We start from the raw sequence: 18,705 nt of genomic DNA on the forward strand, positions 1-18,705 counted from the left end.
CCCCCCGCCGCCGGCGGCCCTCTTCATCCCCGAAAAGCAGCCGAGGAGCCCCGGAAACACCGGGGCCCCTCGCGCTCACGTCCCGCCCGCTGCGGCTCTCACCCCACTCCGGCCCCGCGCCGCGCGACACGCCCGTACTGCTCCCGTACCTCCCGGTACCGCAAGAGCTCCGCCGCCACCGGATCGAGCACCCGGGCCCGGCCGCAGCCGGCGGCCGCCTCACGGAGCCGGCGTTCCGCCTCCTGGCCGTAGCGCCGGGCCGGGCCTCTCGCCGCCATCCGGCACCCCCACTCCACCAGCGGCCCGCCGACGATCCCGCACACCATCAGCAGCACCGGAACCCAGAGGTTGGGCGCCATGACCCCGACGATCTGGCCGAACAGCCACAGGCCGCCCACGACCTGCAGCAGGGTCATCGCCGCCTGCACCAGCACCGCGGCCGGCCACCACCCGGGCCGCGGCGGCCGGCCCGGCGGCAGTCCGGCCCGCGCCGCCAGTTCGTCCAGCGCCTCGGACAGCCCCTGCGACCCGCGTACGGCCGCCTCGCGCACCGCCAGCGCCCACGGCGCCGGCAGCCCGGCCGAGGCCCGGTCGGCCACTGTACGGACCGCCTGTTCCACGCGCTGGCGGGCCGTGGCCTCCTCGTCGGGCTGAGCCGTGCGCACCGGGATGCGGCCCGTGGTGGACTCGCCGCGGCACTGGTACCAGCGCCACAGCCGCAGCCAGGGCGTGCCGCACGCCCGGTTGGCGTTGCGCAGCCAGGCGCGTTCGGCGGCCTCGCCCGACGCGGTGGCGCCCACCGCGTCCGCGAGCCGCGCGGCGAACTCCTCGCGCGCCTCCTCGCTGAGTCCGACGCGCCGGCCCGTGGCGTACACGGGCCGCAGGTCCACCGCCGTGGCGTCCACGTCGGCCGACACCCGGCGGGCCGCCGCGCCGCGCTCGACCACGAACTGGCCGAGCACCTCGCGCAGTTCCCCGACGCCGTCGCCGGTGAGCGCGGACAGGGCGAGCACGGTGGCGCCGGGTTCGCCGTACTCGCCGAGCGCGATCCCGTCCTCGTCCAGCAGCCGGCGCAGATCGTCCAGGACCTGGTCGGCGGCGTCCTCGGGCAGCCGGTCCACCTGGTTGAGGACGACGAACATGACCTCCGCATGGCCGGCCATGGGCCGCAGATAGCGCTCGTGCAGCACGGCGTCGGCGTACTTCTCGGGGTCGACGACCCAGATCACCGCGTCGACCAGCTTCAGGATCCGGTCGACCTGCTTACGGTGCTCCACGGCGGCGGAGTCGTGATCGGGCAGGTCGACCAGGACCAGCCCGCGCAACTGCGCCTCGGCCTCCGGACTCTGCAGCGGACGGCGGCGCAGCCGGCCGGGGATGCCGAGCCGGTCGATGAGGCTCGCCGCGCCGTCGCTCCAGCTGCACGCGATGGGCGCGGCCGTGGTCGGACGTCGTACGCCGGTCTCCGAAATGGCCACTCCGGCGAGGGCGTTGAACAGCTGCGACTTGCCGCTGCCGGTGGCGCCCGCGATGGCCACGACCGTGTGCCGACCGGAGAGCTTCCGGCGGGCCGCCGCCTCGTCCAGCACCCGGCCCGCCTCGGCGAGGGTCTGGCTCTCCACGCGGGTCCGGGAGAGCCCGACCAGCTCGCGCAGGGCGTCGAGCCGGGAGCGCAGCTGGCCGTCGTACGCCAGCGGCGGCGGGGTCTGGCTGCCGGGGCCGCGGCTGCCGCTGTCCAGGGCGGAGGCGCGTTCGGCGGCGAGGGCGGCGGCCGTCGCCTCCGTGACGCGCCGGGCGATGAGGCCGTCGTCCCAGGGCTCGGAGGACTCTGAGGACTCTGAGGAGTTGGAGGAGTCGGGGGACCCGGGGGGCGGCGGCTGCGAGGGCCCCGACGACGCCGGAGGCTCCACCGGCTTGGGGGCCAGGAGGGCGGCGGCGTCCGCGTCCACCGTTGCGCGGGACACGGGGGTCGGCGCGAACGTGGGCATGGGCGGGAGGGGCGGGATGGGTGGGAGAGGGGGCAGAGGCGCTGGTTTCGTGATTGGGGCCGGGTTGGCGTTGCGGGTCGGTTTGGCCGCCGGGGCCGGCCTGGCAATGGGGGGTGCTGTGACAGTTGGGGTCTCTGCGGGTGAGGGGGTGTATTTGCCTGCGGGGGTTTCCGCCCCTGCTGGGAGGTCTGGTGTGGGCTCCGGGCGGTCTGCTGTGGGCTCCGGGCGGTCTGCTGTGGGCTCCAGGAGGCCTGCTGTGGGCTCCGGGAGCGGGTGCGGCAGGCAGAGCTGCGTGCCGCCTGCGGTGTCGGCGTACGTCCCCCGCGGGTTGTCCTGCTCCTCGCCGCCGCCCTTGTCCTCCGCCCGGTCACCGTGGGCTTCTGCTTCGTCGGAGAGGGCAGCGAGGCCGGCGACGAAGGCGCTGCCGGGATCGTCGGAGGGGGCCGCCGAGACCTCCGAGACGTCGGCGATGTCGATGAACGGGGAGGTGTCATAGACCTCCGAGAGGCTGGAGGTGCTCGTGGTGCGCACGATTCCCTTGTTGCCCGTGGCGCCGGAGGGGCCGAAGGCGTCCGCGTTCCCGGGGCCGGATTCACCCGCCCAGCCGACCTCGTCCACCCCGTTCCGGCCGTCACCAGGACGCTCTGCACGCTCGGCCACGCCTGCGCCGTACGCGACCCGATCCATGCGCTCCAGGCGCCCGGGCTCCAAGTGACCGGCGTGTTCCCCGTGCCCGGTGACGGTGTCGCTGTCGTGGCTGCCGTGCTCCATGTCCCTCATGCGTCCCAGGTGCCTCATGTGGTCGGTGTGATCCGTGTGTTCCTGGTCAGTGACGGCGGTCACCGGTCACCTCTCCTTCTGCAGTACGGACAGCGCGGCGATGAGTGCGGCCTGGGGCTCGGGATTGACGTCCAGGGCGTCGAGCGGGGCCAGGCGCCGCTCGCGTTCGGTGTGCAGGACGCGGTCCACGTGCTCGTTGAGCAGCCGCCCGGCCCGGTCGCGCAGCCGCAGCGCGCCGTGCGCCCCGATCCGCTGCGCAAGCCCCTCGCCCGCGCTGCGCGCCCGGCGCCCGCCGAGCAGCGCGGTGGCGACCAGGGCGGCGATGGCCTCCGGGTCGGGCGCGGTGGTGCGTTCCAGCTCGCGCACCTCGTCCTCGGCGTACTCCTCCAGCTCGCGCCGCCAGCGCCGTACGGCGAGACCGATGCGGTGTTCCGTGCTCTCCGCGGGGGACTCGCCGGCGGCGAGGGCCGGGTCGGCTCCGGCCGGCTCGTTCCGCCAGGCCTCGTCGACGCGCTCGTCCGCGGCGGTGACCGAGCACAGCAGCAGGGCAGCCAGACTCTCCACGAGCGCGTCGAGGAGTTCGCCGGGGGTGCAGTCCAGGGGGAAGGACCGCCAGCGTTTGAGGGCGTCTCCGGCGAGTACGGCGCCGGACTGGAGCCGGCCGCGTACGCGCGCGTGCTCGCCGTCGTAGGCGGTGTCCACGGCGGAGGTGAGCCGGAGTGCGGCGGCGTACTGGGCGGCGGCGGCGCCGGCCAGCTCGGGCATGCGGGACTTGAGCGAGTCCAGGAGGCCATGGACCGTACGGGCCATGACCTGCTCCCGGGCGGCGGGGTCCTGGGCGTGCTGCGCGAGCCAGTTCTTCAGCGGCGCCACGGCGGTGGCGGGCAGCAGACCGGCGCCCCAGGCGGACTCGGGCAGCTCGGGCACGGTGAAGCGCGGTACATAGCCGAGACCGGCCTTGGTGAGCAGGGCGCCGTACTGCCGGGAGACCTCGGAGACGACCTGGTGGGGCACCCGGTCCAGGACGGTCACGAGGGTGGCGTCGTACTCCTTGGCGGTGCGCAGCAGCTGCCAGGGGACGGCGTCGGCGTACCGGGCGGCCGTGGTGACCATGATCCAGATGTCGGCGGCACAGATCAGCTCGGCGGCGAGGACGCGGTTGTCGGCGATCAGGGAGTCGATGTCGGGGGCGTCGAGGAGGGCGAGCCCGCGCGGGACGGTGTCGGCGGTTTCGACGCGCAGCACGCGCGCGGGGGACTCGCCGGTCAGGAGGAGCTCGTCGGAGTCCTCCTGGGTCGCCCACACACGCGCGAGATCGGGCAGCACGCGCGTGTCGCCGAACCAGTGATGGTCCTCCGGATGGCAGACAAGCACCGGCGTCCGCGTGGTCGGCCGCAGTACCCCCGCCTCGCTCACCCGGCGGCCGACGAGCGAGTTGACGAGCGTCGACTTGCCGGCGCCGGTGGACCCGCCGACGACGGCCAGCAGCGGCGCCTCGGGCTCTCGTAGGCGGGGTACCAGGTAGTCGTCGAGTTGCGCGAGGAGTTCGTCGCGGTTTGCACGCGCGCGTGGCGCCCCGGGCAGGGGCAGCGGAAAGCGTGCGGCGGCGACACGGTCGCGCAATGCAGAGAGTGTGTCGAGCAGCTGAGGCCGAACGTCCAAGGTCACCACATGCGAAGAATGCCCAATTTTAGGGTGATTCTGAAGCATATAGACATGTCTGCGCGCCGACGGGACAGAAAGGACGCAAGGGATGACTGGGACACGGGCACAGCCCAGGCATAACGAGTGCACAACACCCGGTGCGCCGGAGGCCAAAAGCGGTGCACGATTCGTACCTGCCTGCGATTATCGGGATCGCTTCACCAAACCTCCACATCGAGCCACGGAGGCGAAGCGACAGGGTCGAGGAACAGGGAGCTTTATCCTTGGTCCCGCCACCAGGCCCCCGTAGCTCAGTGGATAGAGCAGGCGCCTTCTAAGCGCTTGGCCGCAGGTTCGAGTCCTGCCGGGGGCGCCACTGACAGCCCTCCCACTCGGGAGGGCTTTTTGCTGGTCAGACACGGTTTCACTGGACACAGGTCAGCCCCGGCCATCCCCTCGGTGATCATGGGCGTGGTCCGGGGCTGTCCGGCTGTCACCGGGTTTTCGCGGGTGGCCGTGTCGAATACGTGTCGAAGTTCTCGACCCGAGGAAGATCAGCCAACGCCCGGCTCCTCCGTCTCCGGGAGGTCGCCCGCGGCTTCCAGCCGCCGTTTGAGATCCGGCAGCTGCCCGTCGACGCACCGGGCGTAGGTCGACAGGAGCACGGCGACGCTGTTCCCGGCCCACTCGGCCACCTGGGCGGGTGGGATGCCGTCGTTGAGCCACTTCGTCAGGCGCGTGTTGCGGTTGTCGTACACGCGCCGCCCAGTGGGCGAGTCGAAGACGTGCGGGGGCAGTACGGCCTTACGCGCGCTGCGCCACGCCCGACGGATGACGGAGCCGGCGAGGATGCCGCCGGTCTCCCCCTGGAAGAGCAGATCACCCGGCTGGAGCTGTTCGTGCTCGATGTGCTGCCGCAGGATGCGCGTCAGGGCCGGATGCCCCGGCACGGTGCGTGTCTCGCCCTCAGCACGGCCTTTCGGGTCGCGTTGCTCGTGGATCTCCCCCGTGTCGGTCCACTGCTTGCCGACCTCCGGGGTCGCCGTGTGGATCAGCAACTCGCACCACTGGTCGTCGGCATCGGGCTCGGGCAGGGTCACGTCCTCCACGCGCATGGCTACGGCTTCCTCGGGCCGGGGGCCGCAGCAGTACAGCGTGGCGAAGAAGGCGTGGAGCCGCTTGCCGCCGCGCGGCCGGCGCCGTATCCAGTCGAGCATCGCCGCCGCTTGCTCGGGGTTCAGCAAGGACCGCTTGTCCACGGCATTGGTATCAACGGTGCGTGCATCATCCAGGCCAAGCGCTACAGCAAGCTCGTCGGCGTTGAATCCGTCCAGGCACTCGCCGGAGTGGTTGAGCACAAGCGCGCTGCCAAAGGCATCCTGATCACCACGTCGTGGTTCGGCAGGGCCAGCCACGACTTTGCCCGTCAGCATGGCCGGCTCCAGCTCATCGAAGGACCGGAGCTCAAGTATTTGATCAAGGAACATCTCGGCAAGGATGTGATCCCCGGCCCGGTTCCTCCGAAGAAGCGCCCTACGCGCTGAGCCTGGTCTGCCCCTCTCGGAGACAGAGATGCTGGGCCGTCTCTGGGCCGTCCGAGGCCGCTCGACAGTGGCCGAGGGCGACCAACAACGACCACCGAGGGCCTCGTGAGCCTCGCCTTCGGTCTCGCGAAAGGCGAGTTGAGCCCCAAAGACGTGGCCGACCGGCTGTCGATGACGGTCGCAGCCCGCACCCGGGAGGAGACACGGTTCCTCTCCGTGGCAGCGGACTACAGCGAATGGATCAGCCTCGACGAGCTCCCGGGATGGGAGAACGATCTGAGAGCCGCAGCCCACTCGTTGACAGCCTCCACCGACCTGGGGTCCTGCATTGGCGTGCCGGGTTCGCGGCGAGGCTGACTAACCCGCCCGAACGCGCTCCCGTGCCAGACCCGTTCCAGATACTGCGGAGAACCACGGGGAACAGCGGTCACCCACCCAGAAGTGCCCTCAGTCCATGACGCCGTTCCGCTGCAGATCAGCAAGCCCATCGACCCCGTAGAACTCGAGCTTCCCAAGCTGAGAGCGCGAGTTCGATTCTCGTCACCCGCTCCAAGAGAAACCCCCAGGTCAGAGACCCGGGGGTCCTTTGTTATCTAGACCGGTGTGCAGCGGAAACACCCCAACCGCACCATAAGGCCGTTGTCAGCTACCGGTGGGCTACTCGTTGTGGTGCGCACGGTCCCCGTTGTGGTTCTTCGCACGCTCGGCGCGGACCATGCCGTCGAGCCCGGCCACCACGTCCCGCTGCCGCTCCTCGTCGGAGTGCTGATAGATCAGCGCTGCCTTCTCAGTGGACTGGCCCGCGCGAACCATCGCATCCATCAGGGCGGCTCCCGAGCGGGCCGGGAGAACGACGGCACGGACACCCGCGTCCGACTTCGAGGTACGACACCGTCCAACGGCCGGACCGGTACTGCCGCACCGCACCGAAGCGCCGGCGCCTGCCCGTCTTGTTGGCCATTGGGCGACCCTCCGAAGTCCAGTTCCACTGGGCCTGATCGGCTCGACCGTGCGTGCGGCCAGGTACTCGTCCACAGCGCTCTGTGTGATGCGGACGTGGCGGTCGACCTTCACATACCGGATGCGCCGCTCCTCGACCAACCTCCAGGGGAAGCGGACGGATGTGCCGAGCAGTTCGGCGACCTCGTCGACGGACAGGTAGCGGTCGGCCATGTAGTGGGCGCTGCTTCCGTTCCGGGGGCGGGTTCGAGTGAGGCGACCAGCCACGTCTCGGCGGTGCTGAGGCCCGTTCCGGCGAACACCCAGTGGGCGAGCACGAGCGTGGTTTCGCCGTCCTGCGGGCGGATTGGATGGCTTGGGCACGGCGCCATTCGACGCGGGCGTCGCGAAGGGCGCCGAGTGTGGGGAGTAGCGGCGGGACTTGGTGGAGAGAAGTGGCCGCGGAAACCGAGCATGTGGGCCCAGCCCAGGCCCTCAGCCGAAGGTCGGCCAGCTCAGGACGCGCCTTTGGTGGCGTACTTGGCGATGTGGGCCGCTACGGCCCGCTCGGTCAGCTCCTGGCCGCCGTCGAAGTCGGCGGAACGAATCGGGCGGACATCGAGCTGTCGACCGAAGACGAAGCGGTGGGCCCGCCCGTCGACCTCGGGTCCGTCGGCACACGCGGTGGTGGCTGTGGCCCGGATGGCGTCGGTGAGCGGATCGGCGGACGCCCATGCCGGGGGTGTGGTGTCTCCGCCTTCCCAGCCGTCGAGGCGGATGACCGCGTGGAGGTGGACGGCGCCGCGCGCCCGAGGACCAGCGGCTGGGGGCTTCCAGGAGGCCCCGGATGGCATGGCCACGAAGGCCCCGGCCGGCACCGCACAACGGCGGCACGCAGCCGGGGGCAGGCACGCACCGCCCGGGCCGGCTGTTCCGCGACGGCCACGCCGCGCCGCCCTGCAACATATGCCTAATAGTGCTCATTTTAGGATGATCTCGGATAAAGTACCTCGGCGCAGCTACCTAGAGTGACGAGGTCCTCATGAGCCAACCTGCTGGTCAACCTGACAAAAGGGAGAGGGCGAAGGAAGCTCGCGCGGCATCGGGTTCGGACCCCCTTGGCGCCCCCGATCCCCTCGAGAGCGAGCTCAGCTCTGCCGAGGACCGCGTCGTCGTCGCGGAGTGGTCGCGGCGGATCCCCCCAGTCAGGGCGCGGATCCCGGAAGTGCGCATCGGCAAGCGCTGGTACAGCACCGCCTGGCTGATCCCGGTCAGTGTTGCGGGGCTTATCGTCTGGATCGCGGTGTGCCAGCAGTTGCGCACTTATTCGGCGGTGCAGAGCTGGATCGCCAGTCATCCCGGGACGGGCAACTTCCAGCCGCCAGTCACCAGCGGGTTCCCGTTGTGGCTGCGGGTCCTGCACTTCCTGAACTTGCTGTTCATGCTGTTCATCATCCGGGCTGGGATCCAGATCCTGGCCGACCATCCACGACTGCAAACAGACGCCGGGTGCATGCCCGGCCGGGAGCGGCTGCGGCTGCGTGGCCCGGTGCCGCCCGACCGGATGGCGCAGGAACCGCCAGAGCGTGCGTGGACGGCCAAGGACGACGCGGTCACCCTGCCTCGCTGGCTCGGCCTACCGGGGATTCGGCACTCGATCGGCCTGGCCCGCTGGTGGCATTTCAGCTGCGATTTCCTGTGGATCCTTACCGGTGTGACGTTTTACGTGCTGCTGTTCACCACGGGGCAGTGGGCACGGCTGGTGCCGGTGAACTGGAGCGTCATCCCCAATGCCATCTCGACCGCTATCCAGTACGGGTCGCTGAACTTCCCGGCAAACAAGGGCTGGACGCAGTACAACGGCATGCAGATCCTCGCCTACTTCACTGTGGTCTTCATCGCCGCGCCACTGGCGTTCATCACCGGCCTGCTGCAGGCGCCGGCCATCGCCGCCAAGTTCGGGCTGGGCTGGGGCCGGATCAACCGCCAGACGGCCCGCATCGTCCACTTCATGGCGCTCGTAACTTTTGTTGGGTTCATCTTCATCCACACCGTCATGGTCTGGATCACCGGGCTGCTCAAGAACCTCAACCACATCACCACCGGCATGAACGCCGACTCCTGGACCGGATGGTGGCTGTACATCATCTGGATGGCCATCGTGGTGGTCATCTGGTGGGCCGCATCGCCACTCACGCTGCGCTATCCGCGGGTGGTGCAGAAAACCGGCAGGTTTCTCATCGGCTGGGCAAAGGCGCTGCTGGAGTATGCGGATCCACGCGCAACCTACCCTGACGAAGCGATCTCACCGTTCTTCTGGCCCAACGGCACGCTGCCGATCAGCCAGGAATACGCAAACCTGCGGGACAACGACTTCCGCGACTACAGCCTGCGGGTCGACGGACTCGTAGACAAACCCGTCACTCTGTCCTACGAACAGCTGAAGGCGATGCCCAAACAAGAGCAGACCACCCAGCACTACTGCATCCAGGGCTGGTCAGGCGTCGCCAAGTGGGGCGGTGTGCCAATGCGAGAGATCGTCAAGCTGGCGCAACCATTGCCAAAGGCGCGCTTTGCCGTGTTCTACTCCTTCGCTTCCGGCGGCGAGGGCGGGGTCTACTACGACGCTCACAAGATCGAGCACATGCAGCACCACCTGACCATCCTCGCCTACGAGATGAACGGCGAGCCGCTCAACGAGCTACACGGTGCTCCGCTCCGGCTGCGTAACGAGCTTGAGCTGGGCTTCAAGCAGGTCAAGTGGATCCGGGCCATCGAGTTCGTCGAGAGCTTCTCCCATCTCGGCGCGGGGCAGGGCGGCTACAACGAGGACCATGAGTTCTACGGTTACCGAATGCCTATCTGACGGCACACCGCCAGGAATGCCTGCGGCCCCTCCGGCGCATTCCGGCGGGGACGGCATCACGTCAGGAGCAGTGCCCTGCCGGGGAACGCGACCTCAGGAGGACGCGCAGCAAGAGCATCGCTACCGCCCCCGGTCTGAGGTCGGGCAGTTCGGTTGGCAACCCACCAAGGCCCAGGCCACTTCCCCATGGGTCCGACTGAGTTACAACCTTCTTCACGGGTTCAAGCCCCGGCTCCGCTCCGCTCCGCCGGCGCGCTCCCGGCTCCGCTGCGGGCGCCGCTCCTGCCTCCGGCCCGCTCCGCCCGCGCTGCGCCGACGCGCGCCCACTGGTGGATAGGGCCGGTGGCCATGAGTCGATCACCGCGTACGCGGCTGTCAGAACAGTGCCTCCGGCGGGGGATCAGCCGGCACCGGGATGGAGGAGGCGCCGTCGCCGACTGCGGGTCGATCGTGGCGGATGCAGGGGGCTCCCATCCCGCACACCATCGACCCAGGCAGAGCCGAGCAGACGCGGCCCAGGCCGCCCTCGTCACGCACATCCGGCGGACGTACTACAGCGACCAGGGGCGGCCCGTGGAGACGGCGGACATCGTGGTGCCCGCCGCTCACTGCGAGATTGTCTACGAGATTCCGATCAACCGTCACTAGCCCTCCCCCTGCCGCCAGTCGAATGCATGTCGAAGGCTTGTCCATGAGACGCCGAGCACGGGAAGAGAAGCAGGTCAGCGTGGGTGTAACGCCCGTCCCACCAAGCGCCTTCTAAGCGCTTGGCCGCAGGTTCGAGTCTGCCGGGGGCGCCCCACCCTCAGCCCTCCCCTTCGGGAGGGCTTCTTGCTGGTGAGGGTGGGTGAGGATCGATACGGGTGAGCCCTGGAAGCCCCCTTGCGATCAAGGGCCGGCTCCGGGCCGGTCCGGGCGTGACCGGGTTTTCGCGGGCGGTCACTGTCGGATACGTGCCGAAGTTCTGCGGCCATACCGTTCCCGGCCACACGCGGCCGCCCGGGCCTGCGGGATGCCGTCATTGCGAAAGAGCGGATCACCCGGCCGGAGCTGTTCAACGGCGACGGTCTTTCAGGTGTTTGCCATGCCGTCCGTGCCGCTCCCGTGTCCTCGCCGAGCAGTTCCGGAGCGGCCGCCCTGCCCGGCTGTCAGCCGCTCCGACCGAGGGGTGGACACTTGTCTTCATCCGTGGAACGCGACAGATGTCCGGGAGGAGAGACGACGTGCGACTTCGCTGTGCGGTGCTGGACGACTTCCAAGGTGTGGCCACCGAGTTGGCCGACTGGTCGGTGATCGAGGACGAGGTGGAGGTCTTCTCGCTGCGGGAGCACCTGGACGGCGAGGACGCCCTCGCGGCGGTACTCACGGATTGCGACATCGTCGTCACACTGCGCGAACGCGTCCCCTTTCCCGGCTCCTTGCTCGCCCGCCTGCCCCGCTTGAAGCTGCTCGTCGCCTCCGGTATGCGCAACACCGTCATCGACTACGCGGCAGCCGCGGCCCAGGGCGTCACGGTGTGCGGTACGGAGAGTTCGGGCACCCCGCCGGTCGAGATGACCTGGGCGCTGCTGCTCGGTCTGGCCCGCGGGATCGTCGAGGAGAGCACCGCGTTGCGCACGAACGGCCCCTGGCAGTCCACCGTCGGCGCCGACCTGCACGGCCGTCGGCTGGGCCTGCTCGGTCTCGGCCGGATCGGCAGCCGGGTGGCCAGGGTCGGGCTCGCCTTCGGCATGCGGGTCAGCGCCTGGACCCCGGGCCTCAGCAAGGAGCGCGCCGAGGAGGCGGGCGTCGGACTCGCCGCCGACAAGGAGGAGTTGCTCGCCGAGAGCGATTTCGTCTCCGTCCACGTGGCCGCCCGCGAGAGCACCCGGGGGCTGGTCGGCGCCGCCGAACTCGCCCTGATGAAGCCGACCGCCTACCTGATCAACACCTCCCGGGCGGCCGTCGTCGACCAGGACGCCCTGCTCGCCGCGCTGCACGAGGGCCGGATCGCGGGTGCCGGCGTGGACGTCTTCGACATCGAGCCACTGCCCGCCGGCCACCCGATGCGCACCGCCCCCCGTCTCCTCGCCACACCCCACCTCGGTTACGTGTCGCACGCCAACTACACGACGTACTACCGCCAGGCGGTGGAGGACATCCAGGCCTACCTGGCCGGGTCCCCGATACGGCTCCTGTCCTGAGCCCCGCGGCCGAATCATCCGGTCCAGCCGTATCGGCAGGCTCGGCAAGCTCAGCCGAATCATCCGGCCCAGCCCGATCGGCCGGACCAGCCGGATCAGCCGGAACCGGTCGCCGCCTCTGCCACCGATCCGACACCCAGCGACGAAACCGGCCATAACGGGTGCTTACCCACGCGTCGTGATCTACTGCCCCTGATCGCTGCCCATGAATGCGCAGGCCACTCGGCGAAAACGTGAGACGGAGGAGGTCCGGCGCGTGAGGACGACGAGTCGCGTCCTGGCGCTGATGGTGGCGGGAACGGTGTCATTGGCATGTCACGGAGGTGCCGCCGCGCCCCACGGACACGGTCAGGATGGGCGCCCTCCCACCCTCACCATGCAGAAGAGCGTTCCCGGCAGGGGGAGTCGGCCGGCCGAGGAAGTCGATGAGAGCGACGGGATCGTCTGGTACTACAAGCTGGACTGGGTGAATCCCGACGACGTGCGGGGCGCCGACGGCATGGCGACGTTCACGCCCGACCTGGCCCGCACACCTTGGAGAACGGTCGGCCGGCCTGGGACACCGGGCTGATCACCACGGAGGGGTCCCGGGAGGGATTCCGTCTGCGGCCCGGCGACTACCTGGAGGTGCGGGTGAAGCTGCCCGCCGTGGTCGGAGCCTGGCCGTCTGTGTGGACCTGGGTCGGCGGCGGCCACGAGATCGATGTGTTCGAATACCATCCCGACGCCCCGGACCTGCTGGAAATGGTGAACCACGTCCGGTACGCCGCGAATTACGCCGTCATCACCCCCTCGGGCAGCGGGGACTGGACGCGTATCGGTGTGCGGCTGGGCACGGATTGCGTCGACGGGTATGTCAACGGCGCCCTTGTCTACGAGGACGGGCGCGGAGTGGACCCGGACTGGTCGGCTTGTCTGACCGTCAATCTCTCGATTTCCTCGGGTGACATCCACCCCGCCCCGCGTAGCGACGACCCGATCACTTTGAGCGCCGATTACGCACGCGTCTTCCGCTGAGTCCGGCACCTGCGGCTGAGTCCGATCACCTGCGGCTGAGTCCGGTCACCTGCGGCGGCCCGGCCGTGCGGCCGCGAACTGTGCGGGGTGAGGATGCGAGAGCTGCTCGCGGCCCCCGCCCGGGAGGATCGCGGGCGCTCGCCGGGCGCTCGCGGGTCCTCGTGCGCAGCCGCGGCGAGTTGGTGACTGCGGCGCCGCTCATCCGCCGGCGACACCGTGTCCATCGGTGGCGCCATCACCGGTTTCGGCGGCGTACTCCTGGACGCTGCAAGCCGCCCACCAGCCTCCTCTCACCCGCCGACCGCCCCTGACCGGCCGTAACAGCCGGTCGGCCGCATCCGTGTGAACCGAAGCCGGGACGAAGGCACGTCCGGGCGTGGGTCGTGACGGCTCTTCGGGCGGGTCCAGGGGCCGGAACGGGCCGCCGAAGCCGGAGCAACCTGAACTCCCCGCTCGGGCAAGGACTTCGAGAGCGACAGTGGCCGCGATGCGTCGTACGGGTGTTCTTGCCCCGGCGACGGAATGGACCGCGGTATGTCGCAGCCGGTCCGCGGCGTCGGCCACTCCACCATTTCTGGGGCATACGTCACATTATTTGCTTCTAATTCGTGAGGAGTACTGTTTTGGTAGGAGTAGCTCAGGCGCTGAGCGGCGCCGAGAGCTCGGCGGTGACCTCACCGCCTCCGCTCACCGGCGAGACACGCGCCGACCGTGCCGGCGCCCGCGCCAAGCGCACGCTCGACGTCGTACTCTCCGCGCTTCTGCTGATCGCCCTGCTTCCTCTGATGGCGCTCATCGGTCTCGTGGTGGCCGTCAGCAGCGGTGCAGGACCCGTCGTCTACCGGCAGGCTCGGGACGGCATGGGGCAGCGGTCGTTCACCATGCTGAAGTTCCGCACCATGCATCACAATTCGACCGTGGACGTGGCGGCGCTGCTGCTGGCCGACGGCAGCGAGATGTCCATCTGCACCAAGCCACGGCACGATCCGCGCATCACGCCGGTCGGCCGGTTCCTGCGCAAGACCTCGTTGGACGAGCTGCCTCAGCTGATCAACGTGCTGCGGGGCGACATGTCGCTGGTGGGCCCGCGCCCCAACGTGCGCCCCGAGAACCAGCTGCTGCCCCCGGAGCACCGTGCCAGACGGCTGTCCGTCAAGCCGGGCATGACGGGGCTGTGGCAGGTGTCGGGCCGCTCGAGCACCACGGTCGACGAGGCGATCCGGCTCGACCTGCGGTACGTCGACCACTGGAGCCTGCAGTTGGACCTGCTGATCCTGCTGCGCACGCTGCCCGCCGTGCTGAGAACCAGCAATGCGCGGTGATCCGGGCGGCGCGGCGGCGGACGGCGGGCGGCCCACCGTCCTGCACGTCGCGGAGGCATGGGGCGGCGGGGTACAGACGGCGGTCCGCGACTATGTGCGATCCGTTCCGGAGGTGCGACACCTGCTGCTGATGTCCGAGCGCGACGGCTGCCAGATCGCCGACACGGACGCGCTCTTCGACGGCGTCTGGCGGATGCCGCCCGGCCACTTCGCGCGCGTCCGCGAAGTGGGCCGCCTCTTCCGTGAGCTGCGGCCGGACGTGGTCCACGCCCACTCCTCCCTGGCGGGGGGCTATGTGCGCCTCGCCCCCGCCGTGCCGACGGACCGCATCGTCTACACCCCGCACTGCTACGCGATGGAGCGCGGCGACCTCGCGCGGTACGCTGCGGCGGCGGTGCACTCGGTCGAGCGCGTGCTGTCCAGGCGTACGGGCACCGTGGCGGGTGTCAGCCCCCGTGAGGTCGAACTCGCCCGCTCGCTGCGCAGGCGCCAGCGAGCCGTCCACGTACCCAACCTGGTGCCCTGTCAGGAAGCCGCGACGGCAGCCCCGCCGCGGCAGAGGCCGGAGCCCGGCGTGCGCAGCGGCGACGGCACCGGTCTGCCGCCGCGGACCGTTGCCGCAGTCGGCAGGCTGTGCCCGCAGAAGGACCCCGCCTTCTTCGCCGAGGCGGCGGCCGAAGGGCGGCGGCTGATGCCGTCGAGCAACTGGTTCTGGCTCGGCGGCGGCGAATTCGCTCACGGTGCGCGACTGGAGCGGGCCGGTGTGACGGTCACCGGCTGGCTGGACCACCGCTCCCTGCAGCGACTGCTCGCTCAGGCGGACGTGTACGCGCACACCGCGCTGTGGGAGGGAGCGCCGATGACGCTTCTGGAGGCGGTGGGGCTGGGGCGGCCGGTGGTGGCGCGGCGCATCCCGGCCCTGGAGTCGCTGGGCCTGACCGGTCTGGTCGACACGCCGCGGGAGCTGGCGGCGGCGGCCGTCGCCGTGCTGACGCACGGTCCCGGCGAACAGAGCGGCGCGCGGCTGGACCGGTTGTTCGCCGAGCACACCCCGGAGCGGCAGCGCAGGATGTTGCGGTACGTGTACGGCCAGTGACGGATGCCTGGCGCGCGCCGGACGGCGGCACGGACGGCATGCAGAAGAGCGCCGGACTCTCCCCCGCGGTCGTGGGAAGGTCCGGCGCTTTCCATGTGGGTGCTGTTGGCCGGTCAGAGCGCCTTGCTGTTGCAGCCCATGTCCGAACCGAGGTGGCTCTGCTGCGCACCCGGGTTGCCTTCGCCGTTCAGCACGTTGCCGGCCAGGCCGTTGAGGGCGCCGACGCTGCCGAGCACATCGATGTTCATGTCGTGCGAGCGGCATTCGATGCCCTGGTTGACGTCGAGGTCGTCATGGCCCGGCTCACCGTGTGCGAAGGCGGTGTTGAGGCCGAGGGTGCCGACACTGCCGAGGACGGCAGCACCCACGAGGACGGCCTTCTGGAACTTGCGCATTACTTCTCCGTTGGTCTAGCGGATGCGATCCGCGGCAGATCTGGTGGGGGGAGGATCGAGGAAACCCGGCGAGGCGATCAGCCGACGCGGGGCAGACCCAGTGAGCCGACGGGAGGCGCCGCGACCTGTCCGAGGCCGAGCCCGGGCGCCTGCGGTGCGTCCGGTGCGAGCAGCGGGTTGACGAGCGGGTTCACCTGCGGGTTCACCTGAGGGTTCACCTGCGGGGCGACATGCGGCGGGGCGTCCGTCGCGCCGAAGGTCTGCGGTACGGCGACCTGCGGGGCCACCCGCGGCATGACTTCCGGCGCCGACTGCGGGCTGACCTGCGGCACGACCTGCGGCGCCGACTGCTGCGGGGCGGCGGCCTGCTGCGGGGCGTACGACGGGCCGGCGGCCTGCGCGTAGCCTCCCGACACGGCCGTGGCGGAGGCGGTGGCGGCATGCTCCTGCGGCGGTGCCGGCGGAGCGGCCTGCATCATCGGCGGGGAGTACGGCTGCGGCTGCGGAGCGGCGATCTGTGCGGTGCCCGTCGAGCGGGACGTCGCCTCGGCCTGCGGACCACTCGGCTGCGGAGCGGCGTACTGGGGCGGCGCGTACTGCGGAGCGGCGTACTGGGGCGACGCGTACTGCGGAGCGGGGTACTGGGGCGACGCGTACTGCGGAGCGGGGTACTGGGGCGGTGCGTACTGCGGCGGCGCCGAGTACTGGGGCGGCGGATACTGCGGAGCCGCGTACTGCGGTGCGGGGTACTCGGGAGCCGACGCTGGAGCGGCGCCGCTGTACCCCGCGGGATAGTCGGCGGCCTGACTGACGCCGGCGCCGATGGCGGACAGACCGCCGGCCGCTGCTGCGACGAGCGCGGCCTTGTGAAGCTTGCGCATGGAACCCTCGGCCCTTCAAATACCTGAACAGGGAAATCCGTTGTATTCGGTGCGGTCTCGCGTGCGCACAGTCTGATGTTCGTACTGCACCGTTACAGGGGTAACTCCTTGGCTGCACGCGGACTTTCGCCGGAGCCGGCAGCGAATTCCCTTGCCCCTCCGTAGATCCATGATCGCTGCCCTCTCCCAGCTGGCAACGACTTCTCCCCCGCCCCGGTCACGGGGCCCGAAACCGCGTCACCCATTTGCCTTCACCCGCCGGATGCCGCCGGACCAGGATTGCAGAGGAGTACGCGGCGCGACACCGAGGCACACAGAGCCTGGGGCAAATGGGTGACCAGGGCCGGGTATCCGTATCCGTTCCGCTGCTTCCCTCGTTCCCCACTGGGCCAGGGCGATGGTCCGTGGCAGCCGTACAGGGCAGCAGGAAACAGCACCACCGGCACCAACTCATCAGCATTTCCGATACGTTCCGAGCACAGGTCAATGAAGGGCCGAGGGTTTCATGCGCAAGCTTCACAGGGTCGCGCTCGTCGTCGCAGCAGCCGGGGGTCTGTCCGCCGTCGGCGCCGCCCCGAGCTCCGCCGCCGTTCCCGCGTACGGCGGTGGACTTCCGCTCCCCGTTTCGCAGCCGGACGCCCAGGCGGCTTCGGCGACCTCCTCGCAGGCCAGCGTGCAGAGTTACGGCTCACCGGCCCCGTATGCGGGTCCGCAGCGGGGCGCTGACGTCACCCCGCAGGTGAACCCGAACCTGAGCCCGCAGATCAACCCGCAGATCTCCCCTCAGGCGGCCCCGGGTCAGGGCGGCGGCCTGGGCCAGACCAACCTCTTCCGTCCGTCCCAGGAGTGCAGCCCGCAGTCCCTGCTCAACGCCGCCGTCCCGGTCGCCCTGCTCGCCGCGTCCGAGACCCACGGCATCGAGTGCACGCAGGCCAACACCCAGTCGAACGCGCTCGCCCACGCCAGCGCCCACTAGCGTCGCCGGACGGCCGGACACCCACCCCCGGCACGGGCCCTTCGAGGAACAACCACGAAGGGCCCGCACTCATGCGATACGGCTTTCGGGTGCTTTTGTGGGGAGATCAAGAAACCGGCGCGTCGCTGTCCGTTTTGGGTTATTTCCTATTAATCTCCGTGACTGTAAGAAAGCGATCTGCCACGGATCGCAACACCTTCACTCCACCGGAGAAGACATGCACAAGCTTCGCAAGGCTGCCGTCCTGATCGCCGCCGTCAGCAGCATCGGCCTCATGGGCGGCACCGCCCACGCCGGCGGCCAGGAAGGCGGCAAGGAAGGCGGCAAGGGCGGCGACCGCTTCAGCGTCCTGCAGAGCTCCAACTGCAAGTCGCACGACCTGAACCTGGACGTCCTCGGCGAGGTCGGCATCCTCAACGGCCTGCTTGGCAACGCGCTCAACGGCGAGGGTGACCCGGGCGCCCAGGCCACCCACATCGGCTCGACCATGGGCTGCAACAACAGCGCCTTCTAAGCGCACCGCCGCGCCGGCGACCAAAGCAGGAAACGGTCCCGGCACCGAGCCTCGGGTTCGGTGCCGGGACCTTTTTGTGCGCCTGTGAGCATTCAGGGTGACAACAAATCGGAATTCGGCGCGTCGTTGGTTGTCTTCGGATATTTCCTATTAGCCTCCATTACCGCACGAAGTCGATCTCCAAGAGATCGCATCCACCACTTTCATTCCACCGGAGAAGACATGCACAAGCTGCGCAAGGCTGCCGTCCTGGTCGCCGCCCTCGGGAGCGTCGGACTCCTGAGCGCCGGCGCCGCCCACGCCGACCAGGGATGGGGCAAGGGCGGCAACGGTCCCCGCTTCAGCGTCCTGCAGTCCACCACCTGCAGGTCCCACGACCTCAACGCCGACATCCTCGGCGAGGTCGGCATCGCCAACGGCCTGGGCGGCAACCTGCTGAACGGCGAAGGCAACGCCGGCGCCCAGCAGTCGACCCTCGGCTCGACCATGGGCTGCAACAACAGCGTCGGCAAGTAAGGCGCACCCCCTCCGTCCCCGGTGTCCCGGCCTGTGGCCGGGAC

16 protein-coding genes, 1 tRNA gene and 4 pseudogenes are annotated in these 18,705 nt (G+C 69.9%); 13 read left to right on the forward strand and 8 right to left on the reverse strand.

What is annotated here, in order from left to right:
• Positions 1 to 98: 98 nt before the first annotated feature.
• Both ACWGJ5_RS30800 and ACWGJ5_RS30805 read right to left on the reverse strand, forming a co-directional pair.
• Entirely contained in the window at positions 99 to 1,988 is a 1,890-nt protein-coding gene (locus tag ACWGJ5_RS30800; RefSeq protein WP_453312927.1) for a GTPase, read from the reverse strand.
• Between the two features lie 846 nt (positions 1,989 to 2,834).
• Positions 2,835 to 4,439, reverse strand: a complete 1,605-nt coding sequence (locus ACWGJ5_RS30805) for a dynamin family protein (protein WP_453312909.1) — start codon at positions 4,437 to 4,439, stop codon at positions 2,835 to 2,837.
• A gap of 273 nt (positions 4,440 to 4,712) precedes the next feature.
• Between ACWGJ5_RS30805 and ACWGJ5_RS30810 the strand changes: the two genes are divergently transcribed.
• Positions 4,713 to 4,788 (forward strand) — tRNA-Arg (locus tag ACWGJ5_RS30810).
• A gap of 178 nt (positions 4,789 to 4,966) precedes the next feature.
• Here the strand turns inward: ACWGJ5_RS30810 and ACWGJ5_RS30815 are convergent.
• Positions 4,967 to 5,527 carry a hypothetical protein gene (locus ACWGJ5_RS30815; protein ID WP_453312910.1) on the reverse strand — a complete coding sequence of 187 codons (561 nt, stop codon included), beginning with the start codon at positions 5,525 to 5,527 and terminating at the stop codon, positions 4,967 to 4,969.
• A gap of 54 nt (positions 5,528 to 5,581) precedes the next feature.
• On the opposite strand from ACWGJ5_RS30815, the gene ACWGJ5_RS30820 reads away from it, so the two are divergent.
• Both ACWGJ5_RS30820 and ACWGJ5_RS30825 read left to right on the forward strand, forming a co-directional pair.
• Positions 5,582 to 5,956 (forward strand): restriction endonuclease, encoded by a 375-nt coding sequence (locus ACWGJ5_RS30820; protein ID WP_453312911.1) that lies wholly within the window; start codon positions 5,582 to 5,584, stop codon positions 5,954 to 5,956.
• Between the two features lie 105 nt (positions 5,957 to 6,061).
• Positions 6,062 to 6,313: a hypothetical protein gene (locus ACWGJ5_RS30825; protein WP_453312912.1), complete on the forward strand. Its 252-nt coding sequence runs from the start codon at positions 6,062 to 6,064 to the stop codon at positions 6,311 to 6,313.
• Positions 6,314 to 6,613: 300 nt separating this feature from the next.
• Here ACWGJ5_RS30825 and ACWGJ5_RS30830 read toward each other — a convergent pair.
• From ACWGJ5_RS30830 to ACWGJ5_RS30840, 3 pseudogenes are all read right to left on the reverse strand, one after another.
• Positions 6,614 to 6,805 (reverse strand): annotated as a pseudogene (locus ACWGJ5_RS30830) (integrase); the annotation flags it as partial.
• A gap of 114 nt (positions 6,806 to 6,919) precedes the next feature.
• Positions 6,920 to 7,129: pseudogene (locus tag ACWGJ5_RS30835) on the reverse strand (excisionase family DNA-binding protein); the annotation flags it as partial.
• A 2-nt stretch (positions 7,130 to 7,131) separates the two neighbouring features.
• Positions 7,132 to 7,701, reverse strand: a pseudogene (locus tag ACWGJ5_RS30840) (replication initiator); the annotation flags it as partial.
• Positions 7,702 to 8,120: 419 nt separating this feature from the next.
• On the opposite strand from ACWGJ5_RS30840, the gene ACWGJ5_RS30845 reads away from it, so the two are divergent.
• From ACWGJ5_RS30845 to ACWGJ5_RS30875, 7 genes and pseudogenes are all read left to right on the forward strand, one after another.
• Positions 8,121 to 9,761, forward strand: coding sequence for a molybdopterin-dependent oxidoreductase (locus ACWGJ5_RS30845; RefSeq protein ID WP_453312913.1), 1,641 nt, complete (start codon positions 8,121 to 8,123; stop codon positions 9,759 to 9,761).
• A 516-nt stretch (positions 9,762 to 10,277) separates the two neighbouring features.
• Positions 10,278 to 10,409 (forward strand): annotated as a pseudogene (locus ACWGJ5_RS30850) (GntR family transcriptional regulator); the annotation flags it as partial.
• A 575-nt stretch (positions 10,410 to 10,984) separates the two neighbouring features.
• The gene (locus ACWGJ5_RS30855; protein WP_453312914.1) at positions 10,985 to 11,944 is read left to right on the forward strand and encodes a D-2-hydroxyacid dehydrogenase family protein; all 960 of its coding nucleotides are present in this window, start codon (positions 10,985 to 10,987) and stop codon (positions 11,942 to 11,944) included.
• Between the two features lie 376 nt (positions 11,945 to 12,320).
• Complete coding sequence (locus ACWGJ5_RS30860; protein ID WP_453312915.1) at positions 12,321 to 12,515, forward strand: hypothetical protein; 195 nt, start codon at positions 12,321 to 12,323, stop codon at positions 12,513 to 12,515.
• Between the two features lie 62 nt (positions 12,516 to 12,577).
• Positions 12,578 to 12,961 carry a hypothetical protein gene (locus tag ACWGJ5_RS30865; protein WP_453312916.1) on the forward strand — a complete coding sequence of 128 codons (384 nt, stop codon included), beginning with the start codon at positions 12,578 to 12,580 and terminating at the stop codon, positions 12,959 to 12,961.
• A 623-nt stretch (positions 12,962 to 13,584) separates the two neighbouring features.
• Complete coding sequence (locus tag ACWGJ5_RS30870; protein ID WP_453312917.1) at positions 13,585 to 14,283, forward strand: sugar transferase; 699 nt, start codon at positions 13,585 to 13,587, stop codon at positions 14,281 to 14,283.
• The gene (locus tag ACWGJ5_RS30875; RefSeq protein ID WP_453312918.1) at positions 14,273 to 15,379 is read left to right on the forward strand and encodes a glycosyltransferase family 4 protein; all 1,107 of its coding nucleotides are present in this window, start codon (positions 14,273 to 14,275) and stop codon (positions 15,377 to 15,379) included. The genes ACWGJ5_RS30870 and ACWGJ5_RS30875 overlap by 11 nt, the downstream gene beginning before the upstream one ends.
• A gap of 113 nt (positions 15,380 to 15,492) precedes the next feature.
• On the opposite strand, the gene ACWGJ5_RS30880 is transcribed toward ACWGJ5_RS30875, so the two are convergent.
• A complete protein-coding gene (locus ACWGJ5_RS30880) occupies positions 15,493 to 15,774 on the reverse strand; it encodes a hypothetical protein (protein ID WP_228621712.1) in 282 nt (93 codons plus the stop codon).
• Between the two features lie 77 nt (positions 15,775 to 15,851).
• Positions 15,852 to 16,655, reverse strand: a complete 804-nt coding sequence (locus tag ACWGJ5_RS30885; protein WP_453312919.1) for a hypothetical protein — start codon at positions 16,653 to 16,655, stop codon at positions 15,852 to 15,854.
• 505 nt (positions 16,656 to 17,160) lie between these two features.
• On the opposite strand from ACWGJ5_RS30885, the gene ACWGJ5_RS30890 reads away from it, so the two are divergent.
• The 3 genes from ACWGJ5_RS30890 (at position 17,161) to ACWGJ5_RS30900 (ending at position 18,661) form a co-directional block, all read left to right on the forward strand.
• Positions 17,161 to 17,631: a hypothetical protein gene (locus ACWGJ5_RS30890; RefSeq protein WP_453312920.1), complete on the forward strand. Its 471-nt coding sequence runs from the start codon at positions 17,161 to 17,163 to the stop codon at positions 17,629 to 17,631.
• Between the two features lie 217 nt (positions 17,632 to 17,848).
• The gene (locus tag ACWGJ5_RS30895; RefSeq protein WP_453312921.1) at positions 17,849 to 18,145 is read left to right on the forward strand and encodes a hypothetical protein; all 297 of its coding nucleotides are present in this window, start codon (positions 17,849 to 17,851) and stop codon (positions 18,143 to 18,145) included.
• Between the two features lie 222 nt (positions 18,146 to 18,367).
• Positions 18,368 to 18,661 (forward strand): hypothetical protein, encoded by a 294-nt coding sequence (locus ACWGJ5_RS30900; protein WP_453312922.1) that lies wholly within the window; start codon positions 18,368 to 18,370, stop codon positions 18,659 to 18,661.
• Positions 18,662 to 18,705: the final 44 nt, after the last annotated feature.

This window comes from Streptomyces sp. NPDC054783, from assembly GCF_053611725.1.